The 20472-nt window shown below is 69.5% G+C and carries 18 protein-coding genes; 16 read left to right on the top strand and 2 right to left on the bottom strand.

Annotation, left to right across the window (positions count from 1 at the left end):
* Positions 1–272 precede the first annotated feature (272 nt).
* The 4 genes from AB0436_RS24185 to AB0436_RS24170 all read left to right on the top strand — a co-directional run bounded on the left by AB0436_RS24185 (position 273) and on the right by AB0436_RS24170 (position 5897).
* Positions 273–3200 (top strand): BTAD domain-containing putative transcriptional regulator, encoded by a 2928-nt coding sequence (locus tag AB0436_RS24185; RefSeq protein ID WP_366469997.1) that lies wholly within the window; start codon positions 273–275, stop codon positions 3198–3200.
* A 206-nt stretch (positions 3201–3406) separates the two neighbouring features.
* Entirely contained in the window at positions 3407–4621 is a 1215-nt protein-coding gene (gene mqnC, locus AB0436_RS24180) for a cyclic dehypoxanthinyl futalosine synthase (RefSeq protein WP_366469996.1), read from the top strand.
* 15 nt (positions 4622–4636) lie between these two features.
* Positions 4637–5140, top strand: a complete 504-nt coding sequence (locus tag AB0436_RS24175) for a hypothetical protein (RefSeq protein WP_366469995.1) — start codon at positions 4637–4639, stop codon at positions 5138–5140.
* A 58-nt stretch (positions 5141–5198) separates the two neighbouring features.
* The gene (locus AB0436_RS24170) at positions 5199–5897 is read left to right on the top strand and encodes a demethylmenaquinone methyltransferase (RefSeq protein WP_366469994.1); all 699 of its coding nucleotides are present in this window, start codon (positions 5199–5201) and stop codon (positions 5895–5897) included.
* A 9-nt stretch (positions 5898–5906) separates the two neighbouring features.
* Here AB0436_RS24170 and AB0436_RS24165 read toward each other — a convergent pair whose 3' ends face one another.
* Positions 5907–6416 carry a GNAT family N-acetyltransferase gene (locus AB0436_RS24165; protein ID WP_366469993.1) on the bottom strand — a complete coding sequence of 170 codons (510 nt, stop codon included), beginning with the start codon at positions 6414–6416 and terminating at the stop codon, positions 5907–5909.
* 100 nt (positions 6417–6516) lie between these two features.
* On the opposite strand from AB0436_RS24165, the gene AB0436_RS24160 reads away from it, so the two are divergent.
* The gene (locus tag AB0436_RS24160) at positions 6517–7800 is read left to right on the top strand and encodes a geranylgeranyl reductase family protein (protein ID WP_366469992.1); all 1284 of its coding nucleotides are present in this window, start codon (positions 6517–6519) and stop codon (positions 7798–7800) included.
* Between the two features lie 151 nt (positions 7801–7951).
* Here the strand turns inward: AB0436_RS24160 and AB0436_RS24155 are convergent, their stop codons facing one another.
* A complete protein-coding gene (locus AB0436_RS24155; RefSeq protein WP_366469991.1) occupies positions 7952–8758 on the bottom strand; it encodes a C40 family peptidase in 807 nt (268 codons plus the stop codon).
* A 710-nt stretch (positions 8759–9468) separates the two neighbouring features.
* Here AB0436_RS24155 and AB0436_RS24150 point away from each other — a divergent pair.
* The 11 genes from AB0436_RS24150 to nuoK are packed head-to-tail and all read left to right on the top strand — an operon-like array spanning position 9469 to position 20459.
* Positions 9469–9828: an NADH-quinone oxidoreductase subunit A gene (locus AB0436_RS24150; protein ID WP_250299117.1), complete on the top strand. Its 360-nt coding sequence runs from the start codon at positions 9469–9471 to the stop codon at positions 9826–9828.
* Positions 9829–9846: 18 nt separating this feature from the next.
* Positions 9847–10401 carry an NADH-quinone oxidoreductase subunit B family protein gene (locus tag AB0436_RS24145; protein WP_365851849.1) on the top strand — a complete coding sequence of 185 codons (555 nt, stop codon included), beginning with the start codon at positions 9847–9849 and terminating at the stop codon, positions 10399–10401.
* Positions 10398–11123 carry an NADH-quinone oxidoreductase subunit C gene (locus AB0436_RS24140; RefSeq protein WP_366469990.1) on the top strand — a complete coding sequence of 242 codons (726 nt, stop codon included), beginning with the start codon at positions 10398–10400 and terminating at the stop codon, positions 11121–11123. The genes AB0436_RS24145 and AB0436_RS24140 overlap by 4 nt, the downstream gene beginning before the upstream one ends.
* Positions 11123–12454, top strand: a complete 1332-nt coding sequence (locus AB0436_RS24135; protein ID WP_366469989.1) for an NADH-quinone oxidoreductase subunit D — start codon at positions 11123–11125, stop codon at positions 12452–12454. The genes AB0436_RS24140 and AB0436_RS24135 overlap by 1 nt, the downstream gene beginning before the upstream one ends.
* 26 nt (positions 12455–12480) lie before the next feature.
* Positions 12481–13293 carry an NADH-quinone oxidoreductase subunit NuoE gene (gene nuoE / locus AB0436_RS24130; protein ID WP_365851963.1) on the top strand — a complete coding sequence of 271 codons (813 nt, stop codon included), beginning with the start codon at positions 12481–12483 and terminating at the stop codon, positions 13291–13293.
* On the top strand, positions 13293–14687 hold the full coding sequence (nuoF, locus tag AB0436_RS24125; protein ID WP_366469988.1) for an NADH-quinone oxidoreductase subunit NuoF: 1395 nt from the start codon (positions 13293–13295) through the stop codon (positions 14685–14687). Before nuoE ends, nuoF begins: the two co-directional genes overlap by 1 nt.
* Positions 14684–17239: an NADH-quinone oxidoreductase subunit G gene (locus tag AB0436_RS24120; protein ID WP_366469987.1), complete on the top strand. Its 2556-nt coding sequence runs from the start codon at positions 14684–14686 to the stop codon at positions 17237–17239. Before nuoF ends, AB0436_RS24120 begins: the two co-directional genes overlap by 4 nt.
* A 32-nt stretch (positions 17240–17271) precedes the next feature.
* Positions 17272–18594 carry an NADH-quinone oxidoreductase subunit NuoH gene (gene nuoH, locus AB0436_RS24115; protein ID WP_366470050.1) on the top strand — a complete coding sequence of 441 codons (1323 nt, stop codon included), beginning with the start codon at positions 17272–17274 and terminating at the stop codon, positions 18592–18594.
* Positions 18587–19237, top strand: coding sequence for an NADH-quinone oxidoreductase subunit NuoI (gene nuoI, locus AB0436_RS24110; protein ID WP_366469986.1), 651 nt, complete (start codon positions 18587–18589; stop codon positions 19235–19237). The genes nuoH and nuoI overlap by 8 nt, the downstream gene beginning before the upstream one ends.
* Positions 19234–20163, top strand: a complete 930-nt coding sequence (locus tag AB0436_RS24105) for an NADH-quinone oxidoreductase subunit J (RefSeq protein ID WP_366469985.1) — start codon at positions 19234–19236, stop codon at positions 20161–20163. Before nuoI ends, AB0436_RS24105 begins: the two co-directional genes overlap by 4 nt.
* Entirely contained in the window at positions 20160–20459 is a 300-nt protein-coding gene (gene nuoK, locus AB0436_RS24100) for an NADH-quinone oxidoreductase subunit NuoK (RefSeq protein WP_250299134.1), read from the top strand. Before AB0436_RS24105 ends, nuoK begins: the two co-directional genes overlap by 4 nt.
* Positions 20460–20472 lie beyond the last annotated feature (13 nt).

Genomic DNA, 20472 nt, shown 5'->3' with positions numbered 1-20472 from the left:
GGGGGCGATTTGCGGATTCCGTGCGATGTGCGGGAAGTGAGGCCTCCTCGCGAGGAATCCGGCGTCCGGCACGGACAGCGCGCGTCTCCGCCGGAGATCCGCCGGGGATCAGTCAGGGATCAAATGGGGCGCAGGTCAACAGACCGGCCGTATCGGGCCCGTTGGGGCCGCCGTGACCTGTCTGTCCTTCGACACCGTCCGTACCATCTCAGTAGGCTCAGCACACCCCCGACAATGCCCGACACCCGCTCCCTCCACACAGGACACCCGCCATGGCGCGCACCAATCCCGGCTCGACGGGCGGCCCGACCAATCGGACGCCGCAACCTCTGCCCCGCCGACGTACCGCCGGAGACTTCGGCAAAGCGTTCTTCGCGTTTCTCGCGCTCGTGGGGCTGCTGCTCGCCGTGCCGCTGGCGCTGTCGACGCAGGGCTGGCCGTTGCCGCACAGCATGCCGTCGATCGACATGGTGCAGCAGCAGATCACCGTCGAGACGTTCGTGAACATCCTGGTCGTCGTGGTCTGGGTGGCCTGGGCGCAGTTCGCCGCGTGCGTGCTCGTCGAGATCAAGGCGGCCCTGTCCGGGGTCGGGATGCCCTCGCGCATCCCCGGTGCGGGCCCGAGCCAGATGCTGGCCAGGCAACTGATCGCCGCGCTGCTGCTGGTGAGTGCCACCGCCGCGAGTTTCGCGCCCGGGATCGGGCAGTTGGGGCACGCGCTGGAGTCGACGCACAAGCCGACGGTGGCCGCCGCCCAGCAGGCGCCCGGTGCCGGGTCCGTGCAGCAGGTGCAGGCGGCGATGGCGCAGCAGGCCGAGGCGCAGGCGGAGCAGGCCAGTGTGCACACCGGCCCGAGCGCCGACGGGGCGACGAAGTTCTACCGGATCAATCCGCCCGAGGGGCGCCATCACGATTCGCTGTGGGAGATCGCCCAGCGGCATCTCGGGGACGGCCGCAGGTACAAGGAGATCTACCAGCTCAACAAGGACCGGACGCAGCCGGACGGTACGAAGCTGTCCGAGGCCAGCCTGATCCGGCCCGGGTGGATCATGGAAATGCCGGCCGACGCGCATGGCGGCGAGGTCGTGGAGATGCCCGACCAGGCACCGAAGATCTCCGAGTCCCTGCAGCACCAGATTTCCGAGTACGCCAAGTCCGGTGACCACCAGCAGCCCGCCCAGCAGGGCGGTGGCAGCCGGGTGGACAATCCCACCGCGCAGATCTCGGTACCGGAACAGCGGCTGCCGACCGCGCCGCTGGGCGACTCCGGCGCGGTCGCCGAAGCACCCTCGCAGGGCTCCGACTCCGGGTTCGGGTTGTCCGCCGCGCTGATCGGCGCTCCGCTGCTCGCGGCCGGTGTGCTCGGCGCCCTCGGCCGTCGGCGCCGGATGGCGCTGTGGCAGTCGGCGATGACGGCGGTGGCCGGGCGGCGCGGTATGGAGCCGCCGGTGCCCACCGGTGACGAGGCCGATGTGCACGACGCGTTGCTGGTGGGCGCCGACCCCGACGCCGTGCGGTTCCTGGACCTGGCACTGCGTGGGCTGTCCGCCTCGCTCGCCAACGAGAACCGTCCGCTGCCCGTGGTGTACGCGGGCTGGCTCACCGACGGGGATCTGCATCTCCAGCTCGCACAGCCCGCGGGGCAGCCGCCGGCGCCCTGGGAGCTGGGTCAGGACCAGACGTTCTGGCGGCTGGAGCGGTCGGCGGTCTCGGCGTACGAGGGGATCGACCCGGAGACCGCGGCGGCGCCCTACCCGGGGCTGGTCAGTCTCGGTACGCGGGACGACGCCCGGCTGCTGCTGAACCTCGAGGCGGTGCCCGGCCTGGTCGCGCTGGGCGGCCCCGCGGGGCAGCGTGCCGCGGTGCTCTCCTCGGTCGCTGCCGAGCTGGCCACCAACGGCTGGTCGGACCGGATGACGGTCACCGTCGTCGGCTTCGGAGCGGACCTCAGCCCGCTGGCACCGACCCGGCTGCGCCATCTCCCGTCGGTCGACGAGCTCATCGAGACGCTCGGCGTGGAGATCGGGCAGCGGCGCGGGGCCCTCGGTGCGGCGGGCCACGACTCGGTGCTCACCGGGCGGATGGGCCCCGCGCAGCAGACCCGCTGGGCGCCGCACCTGGTGCTGATCGCCGGGCAGCCTTCCGCCGATGAGGCGACGGCGCTCGCCGAACTGACCGCCGACTCGGGCCGGTTGGGCATCGGCTGCCTGGTCGGTACCGCGCCCGGGGAGCAACTGCCCGGCGCCACCTGGGACCTGGAGATCACCGAGGACGGCACCCTGCTGGCTCCGCTGCTCGGCCTGGAACTCGCCGCGCAGCTGCTGCCGCAGCCGCAGCACGAAGCGGTGGTCCGGCTCTTCGCCGACGCCGATCCGTCGGGCGACGGGCCCGAGCCGTCCCGTCCCTTCCTGGTCGACATCTCCGAGCAGGGGCGTCCCGCGGTGTACGCCAGGCTGGTCGGCCCGTACGAGATCATCGGCCTGGACACCCCGGACAGCGAGCGCAGTGTGCTGCTGCACGAGGCGCTGGCGCTGCTGCTGCTGCACCGGGAGGGTGTGCACCCCCGGGTGCTGGCCTCGGCCATGTGGCCGCGCGGGGTCACCCCCGAGGTGTGCGACGCGCTCATCGAGCGGCTGCGGGTGTGGCTGGGCACCGACGAGGACGGCTCGGCCCGGCTGCGTACGGATACGACCGGGCGACTCACCCTGGCCCGCTCGGTGGTGTCCGACCTGGACGTGCTGCGCTCGCTCCATCACGAGGCGACGGAGGGGCGCGGGGCGCGGCGCGCGTCGGTACGGGAGCGGTTGCTGACGGATGCGCTGGGTCTGGTGCGGGGGCCGTTGCTGGCCGACCGCACGGAGGGACGCTACACCTGGCTGACCCACGAGATCATCGACACCCAACTGCCGTTGCTGGTGGCGGACGTGGCGCTGGCGCTGTCCGCGCACCACCTGGAGCAGGAGCAGCCGGAGAAGGCCATTGCCGCGTTGAACGCGGCGGTGGCGGGGTCCTCGGCGGACGAGCGGTTGTGGAACGAGCTGCTCCGGGCCACCCACGCGACCCACGACGAGTCGCGGCTGCGGGAACTGGCGGCGGATCTGGCGGGGCGGAGCGGGGCGCGGGGGCTGCCGCCGCGGACCGAGGCGCTGCTGGACGAGTTGCTGCCGGGGTGGCGGGACGGGGTCGCTGCGGCGGGGTGAGGCGCGGGGCGCGCGGGGTGCGGTCGCCGGGCTTGAGCCGGGCTCGAATGGTGGCCTCGAACGCCGGCCGGGCGAGAAGTAGCCAGGCGTGGCGAGGAAGGTGCCGCGGGTGCGGTTCAGGCGGCCGGGCCGGGCGCCGCTGACGGGCTCGGGGGCTGGCGTAGGCTGGATCGGTCGTCAGTAGCCCCTTGGGAAGGACCCGCCCGGTGACCGAGAACGCCGACCTCACGTCGGTAAATGTCGCAGCCGTCCTCGACCGCGCCGCCGCCGGTGGTCGCATCACCCCCGAGGAGGCACTGGTCCTCTACCGGTCGGCCCCGCTGCACGCGCTGGGCTCCGCGGCCGACGCCGTACGGCGGCGACGGTACGCCGGGACCGAGCACATCGCGACGTACATCATCGAGCGCAACATCAACTACACGAACCTCTGCGTGACGGCGTGCAAGTTCTGTGCGTTCTATGCCGCACCGAAGGACACCGAGAAGGGCTGGACCCGCGACCTCGACGACATCCTCCGCCGCTGCGCGGAGACCGTCGAGCTCGGTGGTACGCAGATCATGTTCCAGGGCGGGCACCACCCGGACTTCGGCGTGGAGTACTACGAGGAGCACTTCTCGGCGATCAAGAAGGCGTTCCCGCAGCTGGTCATCCACTCCCTGGGTGCCTCCGAGGTCGAGCACATGGCGCGGATCTCGAAGGTGTCGGTGGAAGAGGCCATCACGCGGATCCACGCCGCGGGCCTCGACTCGTTCGCCGGTGCCGGCGCCGAGCTGCTGCCCGAGCGGCCGCGCACGGCGATCGCCCCGCTCAAGGAGTCCGGTGAGCGCTGGCTGGAGATCATGGAGGCGGCGCACGGGCTGGGCGTGGAGTCGACGTCCACCATGCTGATGGGCACGGGCGAGACCAACGCCGAGCGGATCGAGCATCTGCGGATGATCCGTGACGTGCAGGACCGGACGGGCGGCTTCCGCGCGTTCATCCCGTACACCTACCAGCCGGAGAACAACCACCTGAAGGGCCGCACTCAGGCGACGCTCTTCGAGTATCTGCGGATGATCGCCATCGCCCGGCTGTTCCTCGACAATGTGGCGCACATCCAGGGTTCCTGGCTGACCACCGGCAAGGAGGTCGGCCAGCTGTCGCTGCACTACGGCGCGGACGACCTGGGCTCGATCATGCTGGAGGAGAACGTGGTCTCGTCGGCCGGCGCCAAGCACCGGTCGAACCGGATGGAGATCATCGACCTGATCCGTAAGTCCGGCCGCGTCCCCGCGCAGCGGACCACGACGTATGAGCACATCGTGGTCCACGACGACCCGGCGAACGACCCCGTCGACGACCGCGTCGTCTCGCACATCTCCTCCACCGCGATCGAGGGCGGCACGGCGCACCCCGAGCTGAAGCTGCTCAGCGCCAACTGAGGCGCCGAGGCTCTGTTGCTTACCATCCACCGGGCGGGCGCGGAAGCAGTCGTCGTCGACGGCGACCGCGTCGCCGCGCTCGGCCGGTACGAGGAGCTGGCCGCGGCGTACGGGGAGCGGGCCAGGCTCCGGGAGTGGCCCGGGGTGCTGACCCCGGGCCGGTACGAACCGGACGCACCCGCGCTGCTGGAGTGCTGCTACTGGCCCGATCCACGCGAGGACCTCGGCTCCGACCCGCTGACCGACGACGCACTGGCCGCGCTCGGAATGACCGAGGCGCGGTGGGGCGCGAGCGCCCGGCGCGGGCTGCAGCGGCTGCTGGCGGCGGGGACGACCGCGGTCGCCGGCCCGTTCGACCGGCCTTCGGTGCGTACCGCCGTGGAGCGGTCCGGTGTGCCGGTACTTTCCGCACCGCGGCCGCTGACCGTCTCGGGGCGCGCCGACTTCGCGGTGCTGGGCGAGGACGGCGTCTGCCTGGTGACGTGTATCGGCGGCCGGCTGCTGTACCGGGCGCGCTGACGGCGCGCCGACGCCACCCCGTGCCCGCACCAAGGGGCCCGCACGACACAATGACCGGGTGACCCGAGCATCCCTGGACAAGCAGCCGCACGAAGTCGCCTCGATGTTCGACGACGTGGCGGCGAACTACGACCTCACCAATGATGTGCTGTCCCTCGGGCAGACGCGGCTGTGGCGCAGGGAGGTCGCCAAGGCGGTCGGCGCCCGGCCCGCGCAGAAGATCCTCGACCTGGCTGCGGGCACCGCCACCTCATCGCTGCCGTTCGCGCAGACCGGCGCGTATGTCGTGCCCTGCGACTTCTCGATCGGCATGCTCAAGGTCGGCAAGGTGCGGCACCCGCATCTGCCGCTGACCGCGGGCGACGCCACGAAGCTGCCATTCCGCGACGACGTCTTCGACGCGGTGACGATCTCCTTCGGGCTGCGCAACGTCCAGGAGACCGACGCGGCGCTGCGCGAGCTGTACCGGGTCACCAAGCCCGGCGGCCGGGTGGTGATCTGCGAGTTCTCGCAGCCGACCTGGGCTCCGTTCCGCACCGTCTACACCGAGTACCTGATGCGCGCGCTGCCGCCGGTGGCCACCGCGGTGTCGTCCAACCCCGATGCGTACGTCTATCTCGCCGAGTCGATCCGGGCCTGGCCCGACCAGCCGGCGCTCGCCGCGCGTCTTCAGCAGGCCGGCTGGTCGGAGGTCGCCTGGCGCAACCTGACCGGTGGGGTGGTGGCCCTGCACCGGGGCTTCAAGCGGGCCGTTTGACCGGACCCGTCAGAGGTCGAGCCGGAAGCAGTATCCGGTCACCTTCGACACCGGCGTCGTGTAGGTCTCCACGTGCTTCATGCCGAGCCGCCGGGTGACCGCGATGGACCGTTCGTTGCGGGCGTCGACCATCGCGACCACCCGCTCGACGCCCGCCGCGCCGACCCGCTCCAGCGTGGCGCGGGCGGCGGCGGTCGCATATCCGCGGCCCCAGTGCGCCCGGCCCAGCCGCCAGCCGATCTCGATCTCACCGACCGGGCCGAAGGACTCGTGCGGCCAGGGCTGTGCGCCGGTGAAGCCGATCACCGTGTCGTCCTCGTCGAGCATCGTCCAGAGGCAGAAGCCGCGCTCGGCGTCGTGCTTGCGCTGCCGCGCCGTCAACTCCTCGTACACCGACAGCTCCGCCGGGGAACCGCCATGGAACTCCATGACGTCGGGGTCGGCGAAAATCCGGTGCCAGGCGAAGGCGTCCTCCTCGGTGGGGACACGCAGCCGGACCGCGGGCGCAGGCTCGTTCACTCGGTGCTCACCCTTCAGCTGATCGATCAGGACGCCCCCATAGACTGCCCTTGTTCAGTGCCGTTCGCCATGTGTAATCGAGCCTTCGGGAGATCCCGCCGTGACCGAGCCCCTCTCGGAGAACACCGCAGATGTGATCGTCGTCGGTGCGGGCCCGGCCGGCTCCACGACCGCGTACTACCTCGCGAAGGCCGGACTCGACGTCCTGCTGCTGGAGAAGACCGCCTTCCCCCGGGAGAAGGTCTGCGGTGACGGTCTGACCCCGCGCGCCACCAAGCAGCTGGTCTCGATGGGGATCGACATCTCCGAAGAGGCCGGCTGGCTGCGGAACAAGGGGCTCCGGATCATCGCCGGAGGCGTCCGCCTCCAGCTGGACTGGCCGGATCTCGCCTCCTACCCGGACTACGGACTGGTCCGCAAGCGTGACGACTTCGACGAGCAGCTGGCCCGCCAGGCGCAGAAGGCGGGCGTCCGGCTGCACGAGCGCTGCAACGTCGGCGCGCCGATCACCGACCAGCGCACCGGCCGGATCACCGGCGTGCACGCGAAGATGGGCGAGGAGAAGACCCCGGTCACCTTCCACGCCCCGCTGGTGGTCGCCGCCGACGGCAACTCCACCCGGCTCTCGATCGGCATGGGACTGCACCGCCGCGAGGACCGGCCGATGGGCATCGCGGTGCGTACGTACTTCACCTCGCCGCGGCACGACGACGACTACCTGGAGTCCTGGCTGGAACTCTGGGACCGCCGCGGCGCCCAGGACCGGCTGCTGCCGGGGTACGGCTGGATCTTCGGCATGGGCGACGGCACATCCAATGTCGGCCTCGGCATCCTCGACTCGTCAGCCGCCTTCCGGGAACTCGACTGGCGCGAGGTGCTGAAGGCCTGGTGTGCGTCGATGCCGGAGGACTGGGGCTACACCCCGGACAACATGACGATGCCGATCCGCGGTGCGGCGCTGCCGATGGCGTTCAACCGTCAGCCGCACTACACCAAGGGCCTGCTGCTGGTCGGTGACGCGGCCGGCATGGTCAACCCGTTCAACGGCGAAGGCATCGCCTACGCCATGGAGTCCGGCCAGATCGCCGCGGATGTCATCGTCCAGGCCCATGCGCGGGCCACCCCGGCCCAGCGCGAGCTGGCGCTGCACCGCTATCCGAAGGTCCTCAAGGACACCTACGGCGGCTACTACACGCTGGGCCGTGCCTTCGTGAAGCTGATCGGCAACCCGAAGGTCATGAAGATCGCGGCTCAGCGCGGGCTGACCCACCCGATGCTGATGAAGTTCGCCCTGAAGCTGCTGGCGAACCTGACGGACCCCACCGGCGGGGACGCGATGGACCGCGTCATCAACGGCCTGTCGAAGGTCGCTCCGAAGGCCTGAGCCCGTACGGGACCCGGTGTGCAGGACCAGGTGCCCAGGACCCGTGTGCCGAAGGGCCGCTGCCCCCGAGCGGGGGGACAGCGGCCCTTCGGCGTATGTCAGTTGAACGAGTAAAACGGGTGCATCGGGCTAAGCGGACAGACCGGGTGAATCAGAGAACCCGGACCGCGCCGGTCGGCTGGTCGTAGCTCAGCGGGTGCTCGACGACGCCGGAGCTCGGGTTCTGAGCGCCGATGAACTGGCCCCCACCGACGTAGATGGCCACGTGGTACGCGCTGCCCGCGCTGCCCCAGTAGAGGATGTCGCCGGGCTGCAGGTTGCCCAGGGAGACCTGAGTGCCCGCGGTCGACTGGCCCTGGGAGACGCGCGGCAGGTCGACGCCGATGGACTTGTACGCGGCCTGGACGAGTCCGGAGCAGTCCCAGGAGTTGGAGCCGGTGCCGCCCATGACGTAGGCGTCGCCCAGGTGGGACGTCACGAAACTGACGATGGCGGCGGCGGAACCGGTCGCCTGCGAGGAGCTGACGGACACCGCTTTGAGCGTGGTGCGGGTGGCGGAGCGCGACGCGCGCTCGGCAGCGGCGGCCTTGGCCTTTGCCTCGGCGGCCGCCTTGGCCTTCGCGGCGGCTTCCGCCTTCTTCTTGGCCTCCGCCTTGTGCACGGCCTCGGCCTTGGCCTTCTTGGCCGCCTTGGCGGCGTCCTGGGCCGCCGCGTCCTGCTGCGCCTGCTGCTGGATGTCGGCGGCGGCCTGTTCGGTCGCGGCGGCGACCTGTGTAGCGCTGAGCGTGGGCATCTGGAGCGTCGTCTCGGTCACCGGCTCAGCGGCGTTCGCCGGAGCCGCGGCGCCTGCCACTGCGATGGTGCTGAGAACGCCACCGGCAACTCCGGCGCGGAGCGCGGACTTGGCGGCGCTTCGGCGGGGCTTCCGGTGGCTGGGTATGTGAGCGGTGAGGGACATGAGAACTACCGCTATCAGGCGATCGCGGTTCCCTTCAACAAACGTGTGTTGCGCCACAGTTACGAATGGACCGCCCAATTCCGGTTATCCGAGGCCCTTATTGACGCCCAAACGGGCAATCCGGGCAGTGGCGATCAGGGGCGTGATCACGGTCTTTCAGCAATTCGCCCGAATTGCCCGCCACTTACCATCCGTTCACGAGGTTGGCCAAGCCCTGTTTCTCCGGCGCGTGGATCGCGTGAGGCAGGTCACTCGACGGCGACCGTCCGCGATCGAGGTTGCTCGTGAATGAGCGCACTTGTCCGTCGGCAGATGTTGATCTTCCCGGGCGGCGGTCCGGCAAGCCCTCTATCACCCGTTGCCGTCCATCGCCAATTTGCTTCCGACCGTCGATAATTGATAGGGGGCGCACGTCCCCCACCAGCGACAACAGCACCGGATGTCACGTCTCGTGACCACTCGTGCGCTTCGCGTATGAAGATCACCACTCATCCGACTTCATGATCCTTCATCTGGTGGTGGAGATCACAAAGCCGCCCCAGCACCCCGTGTCGCAGATCACAGACCGACGGGCATAGGATGCGTGGCAGTCGGGCTTGTGACCTGCTTCACATAATCGTGATCTCCGTCCGTACGGCGGCGAGAGCGAGGCGGACGAGCCGGCCCGATGCGGTCCACACGGTCAAGGACGACTGGAAGGAGCGAGGAGCGTGAATGCCTACGCGCCCATCCTCGTGCTCGGCGCCCTCGGGGCAGGGTTTGCGATCTTCTCCGTGGTCATGGCCACGCTAATCGGCCCCAAGCGCTACAACCGGGCGAAGCTCGAGGCGTACGAGTGCGGTATCGAACCGACGCCCACGCCGGCCGGAGGCGGCCGCTTTCCCATCAAGTACTACCTGACGGCGATGCTGTTCATCGTCTTCGACATCGAGATCGTCTTCCTCTATCCCTGGGCGGTCACCTTCGACTCCCTGGGGCTTTTCGGGCTCGTCGAGATGCTGCTCTTCGTGCTCACCGTCTTCGTCGCCTATGCGTATGTATGGCGGCGCGGCGGTCTGGAATGGGACTGAGGGGCTGAGGGGCACACCATGGGACTCGAAGAGAAGCTGCCGAGCGGCTTTCTGCTGACCACCGTCGAACAGGCCGCCGGCTGGGTGCGGAAGTCCTCCGTCTTCCCGGCCACCTTCGGCCTCGCCTGCTGCGCCATCGAGATGATGACGACAGGTGCGGGCCGTTACGACCTGGCGCGCTTCGGCATGGAGGTCTTCCGCGGATCGCCGCGACAGGCGGACCTGATGATCGTCGCCGGGCGGGTGAGCCAGAAGATGGCGCCGGTGCTGCGGCAGGTCTACGACCAGATGCCCAACCCCAAGTGGGTGATCTCCATGGGGGTTTGTGCTTCGTCGGGCGGGATGTTCAACAATTACGCGATTGTGCAGGGTGTTGATCACATCGTCCCCGTTGACATCTATTTGCCCGGCTGCCCGCCTCGCCCCGAGATGCTGATCGACTCCATCCTCAAGCTCCACCAGAAGATCCAGAGCTCCAAGCTCGGGGTCAACCAGGAGGAAGCGGCCCGCGAGGCGGAGGAGGCGGCCCTCAAGGCGCTCCCGACGATCGAGATGAAGGGGCTGCTGCGGTGAGCGACGAACGGCACGAAGAGAACGGCGCGGTGCCCGCCCCGCGCGAGGACACCGGTGAGGTCATCGGCGTACGCAGGGGAATGTTCGGCGCCGGCAACGGCGGCAGCGGCGGGGACACCAGTGGATACGGCGGCCTCGTCCGCACCGTGGCGCTGCCGGGCGCCACGAACCGGCCCTACGGGGGCTGGTTCGACGAGATGGCCGATGAACTCGAAGGCGCCCTCGAGGAGCAGGGACTCGCCCCGGGCAACGCGATCGAGAAGACCGTCGTCGACCGCGGCGAGATCACCTTCCACATCGACCGGGCACACCTGGTGACCGTGGCACGCACCCTGCGCGACGACCCGGCGCTGCGCTTCGAGCTCTGCACCGGCGTGAGCGGGGTGCACTTCCTGGGGGACAAGGGCCGCGAACTGCATGCGATCTACCACCTGCGCTCGATCACGCACGGCCGGCTGATCCGGCTGGAGGTCAGTGCGCCGGACGCGGACCCGCATGTCCCGTCGCTGGTCGAGGTCTATCCGACCAACGACTGGCACGAGCGCGAGACCTACGACTTCTTCGGCCTGATCTTCGACGGGCACCCCGCCCTCACCCGGATCATGATGCCGGACGACTGGCAGGGCTTCCCGCAGCGCAAGGACTACCCCCTGGGCGGCATCCCCGTCGAGTACAAGGGCGCCCAGATCCCGGCCCCGGACCAGCGGAGGTCCTACAACTGATGTCCACGCCACATACCTCGCACGCTTCGGCCCGGGAGACCACCGAGGGGACTGTATACACAGTCACCGGCGGCGACTGGGACGAGGTCGTCCAGTCCGCCGCCAAGGCCGACGACGAGCGCATCGTCGTCAACATGGGACCGCAGCACCCGTCCACGCACGGCGTGCTCCGGCTGATTCTGGAGATCGACGGCGAGACCGTCACCGAGGCCCGCTGCGGCATCGGCTATCTGCACACCGGCATCGAGAAGAACCTCGAGTTCCGGAACTGGACGCAGGGCACCACCTTCGTCACGCGGATGGATTACCTGACGCCGTTCTTCAACGAGACGGCGTACTGCCTGGGCGTCGAGAAGCTGCTCGGCATCGAGGACCAGATCCCGGACCGCGCGACGATCGTCCGCGTCATGCTGATGGAGCTGAACCGGCTCTCCTCGCACCTGGTGGCCATCGCCACCGGCGGCATGGAGCTCGGCGCGACCACGATCATGATCTACGGCTTCCGTGATCGTGAACTCATTCTCGATCTCTTCGAGCTGATCACCGGGCTTCGGATGAACCACGCGTTCATCCGGCCCGGCGGACTGGCCCAGGACCTGCCCCCGGGCGCCGTGGACCAGGTCCGCGAGTTCGTGAAGACGATGCGCAAGAACCTGCCGGAGTACGACGCGCTCGCCACCGGCAACCCCATCTTCAAGGGGCGTATGCAGGGCGTCGGCTACCTCGACCTGGCCGGCTGCATGGCGCTCGGCGCGACCGGGCCGATCCTGCGCTCGGCCGGCCTGCCGCACGATCTGCGCAAGAGCGACCCGTACTGCGGCTACGAGAACTACGACTTCGATGTCCCGACCGCCGACACCAGCGACTCCTACGGGCGGTTCCTGGTCCGCCTGGAGGAGATGCGGCAGTCGCTGCGGATCGTCGAGCAGTGCCTGGACCGGCTGGAGCCGGGCCCGGTCATGGTCGCCGACAAGAAGATCGCCTGGCCCGCGCAGCTCGCCATGGGCCCGGACGGACTCGGCAACTCGCTCGACCACATCAAGAAGATCATGGGCACCTCCATGGAGGCCCTGATCCACCACTTCAAGCTGGTGACCGAGGGCTTCCGGGTCCCGGCCGGACAGGCATACACCGCCGTGGAGTCGCCCAAGGGCGAACTCGGCGTCCATGTGGTCTCGGACGGTGGCACCCGGCCCTACCGGGTCCACTACCGCGACCCCTCGTTCACCAACCTGCAGGCCATGGCGGCGATGTGCGAGGGCGGCCAGGTCGCCGACGTCATCGTCGCTGTCGCGTCCATCGACCCCGTGATGGGAGGCGTTGACCGGTGACGAACGTCGCTCCGACGAGCCTCGGCATGCCCCAACTCCCCGCTCCCGACTATCCGGCCGACGTACGCGCCAGGCTGGAGGCGGACGCGAGGGAGGTGATCGCCCGCTACCCGGACAGCAGGTCGGCGCTGCTGCCGCTGCTGCACCTGACGCAGGCCGAGGAGGGCTACGTCACCCGTACCGGCGTCCGTTTCTGCGCCGAGATGCTGGGTCTGACGACCGCCGAGGTCACCGCGGTCTCCACCTTCTACTCCATGTACCGGCGCAAGCCGAGCGGCGACTACCAGGTGGGGGTCTGCACCAACACGCTGTGCGCCGTGATGGGCGGCGATGCGATCTACGCCGCGCTGCGCGAGCACCTCGACGTCGGCGACGGTGAGACCACCGCCGACGGCAAGGTCACCCTCGAGCACATCGAGTGCAACGCGGCCTGCGACTTCGCGCCGGTGCTGATGGTCAACTGGGAGTTCTTCGACAACCAGACCGTCGAGTCCGCCAAACAGCTGGTGGACGACCTGCGGGCGGGCGAGCAGGTCTCGCCGACCCGTGGGGCGCCGCTCTGCACCTACCAGGAGACGGCCCGCGTCCTGGCCGGCTTCCCGGACCAGCGCCCCGGCGCGGTCGCGGCCACCGGCGGTGCCGGTGCTCCCTCACTCGTCGGACTGCGGCTCGCCAAGGGCGAGAAACCGCAGCCCCGGGTCGTCTCCCCGCGCGGCGAGGCCCCGCAGGACGCGCCCCAGCCGGGGTCCGAGCACCTGAGCTCGCACGACGCACCGCAGAAAACCTCCGCGTCCGATCCGGAGCACCCGGCCGGACCCGTGGCTGAGGAGGGGGAGTGATGACCTTGGCAACCGAGTTCAGCGGAAGCGGCAACGGCGAGGGGGGCGGCGAGAGCAACGGAAGCAGCGCTGAGAAGCTGCTCACCCCGGTCCTCTCCGCCTTCTGGGACCAGCCGGAGTCCTGGACCCTGGAGACCTACAAACGGCACGAGGGCTACGAGGGCCTGAAGAAGGCGCTCGCCATGGCGCCGGACGACCTCATCGCCTACGTGAAGGACTCCGGTCTGCGCGGCCGGGGCGGCGCGGGATTCCCCACCGGAATGAAATGGCAGTTCATTCCGCAGGGTGACGGAAAGCCGCACTACCTGGTGGTCAACGCCGACGAATCCGAGCCCGGGACCTGCAAGGACATCCCGCTCCTCTTCGCCAATCCGCACTCCCTCATCGAGGGCATCGTGATCGCCTGCTATGCGATCAGGTCCTCGCACGCCTTCATCTACCTGCGGGGCGAAGTCGTCCCCGTGCTCCGGCGGTTGCACGAGGCCGTGCGTGAGGCATACGAAGCGGGCTTCCTCGGCAAGGACATCCTGGGCAGCGGGCTCGACCTCGACGTCACGGTGCACGCCGGGGCGGGCGCCTACATCTGCGGTGAGGAAACCGCGCTGCTGGACTCGCTGGAAGGCCGGCGCGGGCAGCCCAGGCTCCGCCCGCCCTTCCCGGCCGTCGCGGGGCTCTACGCCTGTCCCACCGTGGTCAACAACGTGGAATCCATCGCATCGGTTCCCGCAATCCTGAACCGGGGCAAGGACTGGTTCAAATCGATGGGAAGCGAGAAGTCCCCCGGCTTCACGCTCTATTCGCTGAGCGGTCACGTCGCGAGCCCCGGCCAGTACGAGGCGCCGCTGGGCATCACCCTCCGCCAGCTGCTCGACATGAGCGGCGGCATGCGGCCGGGCCACCGGCTCAAGTTCTGGACGCCGGGCGGCTCCTCCACCCCGATGTTCACCGACGAGCACCTCGACGTCCCGCTGGACTACGAGGGGGTGGGCGCCGCCGGGTCGATGCTCGGCACCAAGGCGCTTCAGTGCTTCGACGAGACGACCTGCGTGGTGCGGGCGGTCACCCGCTGGACCGAGTTCTACGCCCATGAGTCCTGCGGCAAGTGCACACCCTGCCGCGAAGGCACCTACTGGCTGGTCCAGTTGCTCCGCGACATCGAAGCGGGCAAGGGCGAGATGGCCGACCTCGACAAGATCAACGACATTGCCGACAACGTGAACGGCAAGTCCTTCTGCGCGCTCGGCGACGGCGCCGCCTCGCCGATCTTCTCCTCGCTCAAGTACTTCCGCGCGGAGTACGAGCAGCACATCACCGGCCGGGGCTGCCCCTTCGACCCCGCGAAGTCGACCGTATGGGCCGACGGCCCCACCCGTAACGCGGAGGTGAACGCATGACAGTGACCACCAACAGCGCTCCCTCCGGAGGCGGCGAGGCGGCCGTGCCGCCCGAGGACCTGGTGTCGCTGACCATCGACGGCATTGCGATCTCGGTCCCCAAGGGAACCCTGGTCATTCGCGCCGCCGAGATGCTCGGCATCGAGATCCCGCGTTTCTGCGACCACCCGCTGCTCGACCCGGCGGGCGCCTGCCGCCAGTGCATCGTCGAGGTCGAGGGCCAACGCAAACCGATGGCCTCCTGCACCATCACCTGCACCGACGGCATGGTCGTCAAATCACAGCTCACCTCGGCCGTCGCCACCAAGGCCCAGGTGGGGGTGATGGAGCTGCTGCTCATCAACCACCCGCTGGACTGCCCGGTCTGCGACAAGGGCGGCGAGTGCCCGCTGCAGAACCAGGCGCTGTCGCACGGCGCGGCGGAGTCCCGCTTCGACGGCAAGAAGCGGACCTTCGAGAAGCCGGTACCGATCTCCACTCAGGTGCTGCTCGACCGGGAGCGGTGCGTGCTGTGCGCCCGCTGCACCCGCTTCTCCAACCAGATCGCCGGCGACCCGATGATCGAGCTGATCGAGCGGGGCGCGCTCCAGCAGGTGGGTACCGGCGAGGGCGACCCCTTCGAGTCGTACTTCTCCGGCAACACCATCCAGATCTGCCCGGTCGGCGCGCTGACCTCGGCCGCCTACCGCTTCCGGTCCCGCCCCTTCGACCTGGTCTCGTCGCCGTCCGTCTGCGAGCACTGCGCCGGCGGCTGCGCGACCCGCACCGACCACCGGCGCGGCAAGGTCATGCGGCGGCTCGCCGCCCTGGACCCGGAGGTCAACGAGGAGTGGATGTGCGACAAGGGACGCTTCGGCTTCCGTTACGCACAGCGCCACGACCGGCTGACCACCCCGCTGGTACGCAATGACGACGGCGTCCTGGAACCGGCGAGCTGGCCGGAGGCGCTGGGCAGGGCGGCCGAAGGACTGGCCGCCGCCCGAGGCCGCGCCGGAGTGCTCACCGGCGGTCGTCTCACCGTCGAGGACGCCTACGCCTACGCCAAGTTCGCCCGGGTCGCCCTCGACACCAACGACGTTGACTTCCGCGCCCGGGTGCACTCCGCCGAGGAGGCCGATTTCCTGGCCGCCCGGGTGGCGGGACGCGGCAGGGACCTGGACGCAAGCGGCGTCACCAACACCTCGCTGGAGCAGGCCCCGGCCGTACTCCTGGCCGGGTTCGAATCCGAGGAAGAGGCCCCCGGTGTCTTCCTGCGGCTACGCAAGGGCCACCGCAAACACGGTCTGCGCACCTTCTCCCTCGCCCCGTATGCGACCCGCGGACTCGAGAAGACGGGCGGTGTGCTGCTCGCCGCCGCACCGGGCACCGAGACCGAGTGGCTGGACGCCATCGCGGGCGGGGTCGGCCTGGACACCGCGGGGCAGCAGGCAGCGGAGGCGCTGCGCGCTGAGGGCGCGGTGATCATCGTCGGTGAACGGCTGGCGGCCGTACCCGGCGCGCTGACCGCGGCCGTGCGGATGGCGGCGGCCACCGGCGCCGAGCTGGTCTGGATTCCGCGCAGGGCCGGCGAGCGCGGCGCCATCGAGGCGGGCGCGATCCCCGCGCTGCTGCCGGGCGGTCGCCCCGCCACCGACCCGCGGGCCCGCGAAGAAGTGGCCGCTGCCTGGGGCGTACCGGAACTCCCGCACCGTTTCGGACGGGACACCGGCCAGATCGTCGAGGCGGCCGCCACCGGCGAACTGGGTGCGCTGCTCGTCGCGGGCGTCGAAATCGCGGACCTGCCCGATCCGGCGCGGGCGCGTGAGGCGCTCGACAAGGTCGGCTTCCTGGTCTCGCTCGAGCTGCGGCCCAGCGAGGTCACCGAGCGCGCCGATGTGGTCTTCCCGGTGGCCGCGGTCGCCGAGAAGCCGGGCACCTTCCTCAACTGGGAGGGCAGGGCCCGGCCGTTCGAGGCCGCACTCAAGCCGGAGCAGATGACCAGCCGCCTCGCCCCGGCCGATGCGCGGGTGCTGCACATGCTGGCCGACGCCCTGGCCGATGCCTTGGCCGAAGCGCAGACCGGGACCGGAGGCGCCGACCGCGCCGGTCGGTTCGGGCTGCCGGATGTGCACGCCGTACGCAGGGAGATGGGCCGGCTCGGCGCATGGACCGGACCGTACGCGGACGCTCCCGCCGAGTCCTCGCTCCCGCTGCCCCGCCCCGACGCGGGCGAGGCGGTGCTCGCCGGGCACCGGTTGCTGCTCGACCAGGGGCTGCTCCAGCAGGGCGACGAAGCCCTGGCCGGCACCCGGCACGCCGCGGTCGCCAGGCTCTCGGCGGCCACCGCGGCCGAGACGGGCGTCAAGGACGGCGACGTCCTCGCCGTGACCGGGTCCGCCGGTGCGGTCGAACTCCCGCTGCAGGTCACCGAGATGCCGGACCGGGTGGTCTGGCTCCCGCTGAACTCGACGGGCGGCGGTGTCCTCGCCGACACGGGCGCCCACCCGGGTGAACCGGTGCGGATCTCCGCCGCACCTGCCGCAGCCGCGGCCACGACGGAGGTGGAGGCGTGACGAACTACTACCTCGCGGCCGAGGACCTGTCCATGTTCGGACGGGACCCCTGGTGGCTCGTCGTCATCAAGGCTGTCTTCTGCTTCGCCTTCCTGATGATCACTGTGCTCTTCTCCATCGTGTGGGAGCGCAAGGTGGTCGCCTGGATGCAGCTGCGCATCGGGCCCAACCGGCACGGCCCCTGGGGCATGCTCCAGTCGCTGGCCGACGGCATCAAGCTGATGCTCAAGGAAGACGTGATCGTCAAGCGGGCCGACAAGTTCGTCTATGTCCTCGCCCCGGTCGTCGCCGCGATCCCCGCCTTCATGGCGATCGCGGTGATCCCCTTCGGCCCGGCCGGCAACGAGGTCTCGATCTTCGGCCACCGCACGACGATGCAGCTCACCGACCTGCCGATCGCGATGCTCTACATCCTCGCGGTGGCCTCGGTCGGCATCTACGGCATCGTGCTGGCCGGCTGGTCGTCCGGCTCGACCTATCCGCTGCTCGGCGGGTTGCGCTCGTGCGCACAGATGATCAGCTACGAGATCGCGATGGGCGCGGCCTTCGCCTCGGTCTTTCTGTACTCGGGCTCGATGTCGACGTCGGCGATCGTGGACGCACAGAAGGACCGCTGGTTCATCGTGCTGCTGCCGGTCTCCTTCATCATCTACATCGTCACGATGATCGGTGAGACCAACCGCGCGCCGTTCGACATGCCGGAATCCGAGGGCGACCTGGTCGGCGGCTTCAACACCGAGTACTCGTCGATCAAGTTCGCGATGTTCATGCTGGCGGAGTACGTCAACATGGTCACCGTCTCGGCGGTCTCCGCGACTCTGTTCCTGGGCGGCTGGCGAGCCCCGGCGCCGATCTCGACGTACTGGGAGGGCGCGAACCACGGCTGGTGGCCGATGCTCTGGTTCGTGATCAAGGTCCAGCTGCTGCTGTTCTTCTTCATCTGGCTGCGCGGAACGCTGCCCCGGGTGCGCTACGACCAGCTGATGAAGCTGGGCTGGAAGGTCCTCATCCCGGTCTCGGTGGTCTGGCTGATGCTGGTCGCGACCGTACGGGCGCTGCGGAACGAGAACTACGACTTCACCTCGATCGTGCTGTACGTCGCCGGGGCCGTCATCGCGATCCTGCTGCTCTCCTTCGTCTACGACATCTTCCGCGACAAGCGGGAGAAGGCGGAGGCCGAAGCAGCCGCGCCGGAGGCCGAGTTCGACCCGATGGCGGGCGGTTTCCCGGTGCCACCACTGCCCGGGCAGACCCTTCCGCCGGTTCCCCGGCGGCGCTCGCGCACGGAGCGGGAGCTGATTGTCAGTGGTGGCGTGGACACTGTGAGTGACGGAAAGGAGGCTGACGATGCCTGACCGCTCTTCCGAGGGGGACACCCCCAAATCTCCGTGGCTGAATCCGGCGGCCGGCTTCGGCGTGACCTTCAAGGCCATGTTCAAGAAGCGGCTGACCGAGCAGTATCCGGAGCAGGAGAAGACCACGGCGCCGCGCTTCCACGGGCGGCACCAGCTCAACCGGCATCCGGACGGACTGGAGAAGTGCATCGGGTGCGAGCTCTGCGCCTGGGCCTGTCCGGCCGACGCGATCTATGTGGAGGGCGCGGACAACACCGAGGAGGAGCGTTACTCCCCGGGCGAGCGATACGGCCGCGTGTACCAGATCAACTACGCGCGCTGCATTCTGTGCGGACTCTGCATCGAGGCCTGCCCGACCCGGGCGCTGACCATGACCAACGAGTTCGAGCTCGCCGACAGCAGCCGCGCCAATCTGATCTACACCAAGGAGCAGCTGCTCGCCGGCCTCGAGGAAGGCATGGTCGACTCGCCGCACTCGATCTTCCCCGGCACCGACGAACAGGACTACTACCGGGGCCTGGTGACCGAGGCGGCGCCGGGCACGGTCCGTCAGGTCGCGCTCTCCAAGGGCGAAGCGCCGCAGGAGGCCGCCGCGGACTTCGGTCCCGGTGAACCGGCGTCGAAGAAGGTGATCGGACGATGATGTCCCTCGCCGCCTACGCCACCTCCACCGGCGAGGCCTTCCAGTTCTGGGTGCTCGGCACGATCGCGGTGATCGGGGCACTGTCCACGGTCCTGATGCGCAGGGCCGTGCACAGCGCGCTCAGCCTCGCCGGAACCATGATCGTCCTGGCGGTCTTCTACCTCGCCAACGGCGCCTACTTCCTGGGCATCGTCCAGATCGTCGTCTACACCGGCGCGATCATGATGCTGTTCCTCTTCGTGGTCATGCTGGTCGGCGTCACCGCTGCCGACTCGCTGACCGAGACCATCAAGGGCCAGCGCTGGCTGGCCGCGGCCTGCGGACTCGGCTTCGGGATTCTGCTGATCGCGGGCATCGCCAACGCCTCGCTCTCCCAGTTCGACGGACTGGGGCAGGCCAACGCCGGCGGCAACGTCGAGGGCCTCGCGGCCCTCATCTTCACCAAGTACGTGTTCGCCTTCGAGATCACCGGCGCGCTGCTGATCACCTCGGCGGTCGGTGCGATGGTGCTCACCCACCGGGAGCGCACCGAGCGGGCGAAGACCCAGCGGGAGATGTCCGAGGAGCGCGTACGCAGCAAGCAGCTGCCGCCGCTGCCCGCCCCCGGTGTGTACGCCCGGCACAACGCGGTGGACGTCGCGGGACTGCTGCCGGACGGCACACCGGCCGAGCTCACCGTCATGCGGACGCTGCGTCAGCGGGGTCAGATCCGCGATGTGTCCCAGGAAGCCCTGGCCGACCTCAAGGCCCTGGAGCGGAGCTCCGAGGAGCGGCTCGGCCGGACCTCCGGACACGGCCACGATGTGGGCCTCGCCGACGACCGTGACGCCGCTTACGACCGCGACCACGGCCAGGACCGGAACGGCGACCGGAACGGCGGCCGCAATCACGGCCGGGACCGCGAGGACGAGGAGGCGACGAAGTGAATCCGGTCAACTACCTTTATCTCGCCTCGCTGTTGTTCACCATCGGCGCGGCCGGAGTGCTGATCAGGCGGAACGCGATCGTGGTCTTCATGTGCGTGGAGCTGATGCTCAACGCCTGCAACCTCGCGTTCGTCGCCTTCTCCCGTATGCACGGCAATCTCGACGGCCAGGTCATCGCCTTCTTCACGATGGTCGTTGCCGCTGCCGAGGTCGTGGTCGGGCTCGCGATCATCGTGTCGCTCTTCCGTTCCCGCCACTCGGCCTCGGTCGACGACGCCAGCCTGATGAAGCTGTAAGGGGTCGCTGAAC

The sequence above is a fragment of the Streptomyces sp. NPDC051322 genome (assembly GCF_040689485.1).
GTDB lineage: Bacteria > Actinomycetota > Actinomycetes > Streptomycetales > Streptomycetaceae > Streptomyces.
Note: the sequence above shows the minus strand (reverse complement) of the source record. Positions and strands in the feature narration are given on the sequence as shown.

What these genes read in the sequence shown, in the direction of transcription:
- AB0436_RS24185 (WP_366469997.1), top strand. Translation starts at nt 273, where the DNA reads ATGGCGCGCACCAATCCCGGCTCGACGGGCGGCCCGACCAATCGGACG.
- AB0436_RS24155 (WP_366469991.1), bottom strand. Translation starts at nt 8,758, where the DNA reads ATGTCCCTCACCGCTCACATACCCAGCCACCGGAAGCCCCGCCGAAGC.
- AB0436_RS24145 (WP_365851849.1), top strand. Translation starts at nt 9,847, where the DNA reads ATGGGACTCGAAGAGAAGCTGCCGAGCGGCTTTCTGCTGACCACCGTC.
- AB0436_RS24135 (WP_366469989.1), top strand. Translation starts at nt 11,123, where the DNA reads ATGTCCACGCCACATACCTCGCACGCTTCGGCCCGGGAGACCACCGAG.
- nuoE (WP_365851963.1), top strand. Translation starts at nt 12,481, where the DNA reads ATGCCCCAACTCCCCGCTCCCGACTATCCGGCCGACGTACGCGCCAGG.
- nuoF (WP_366469988.1), top strand. Translation starts at nt 13,293, where the DNA reads ATGACCTTGGCAACCGAGTTCAGCGGAAGCGGCAACGGCGAGGGGGGC.
- AB0436_RS24120 (WP_366469987.1), top strand. Translation starts at nt 14,684, where the DNA reads ATGACAGTGACCACCAACAGCGCTCCCTCCGGAGGCGGCGAGGCGGCC.
- nuoH (WP_366470050.1), top strand. Translation starts at nt 17,272, where the DNA reads ATGTTCGGACGGGACCCCTGGTGGCTCGTCGTCATCAAGGCTGTCTTC.
- nuoI (WP_366469986.1), top strand. Translation starts at nt 18,587, where the DNA reads ATGCCTGACCGCTCTTCCGAGGGGGACACCCCCAAATCTCCGTGGCTG.
- AB0436_RS24105 (WP_366469985.1), top strand. Translation starts at nt 19,234, where the DNA reads ATGATGTCCCTCGCCGCCTACGCCACCTCCACCGGCGAGGCCTTCCAG.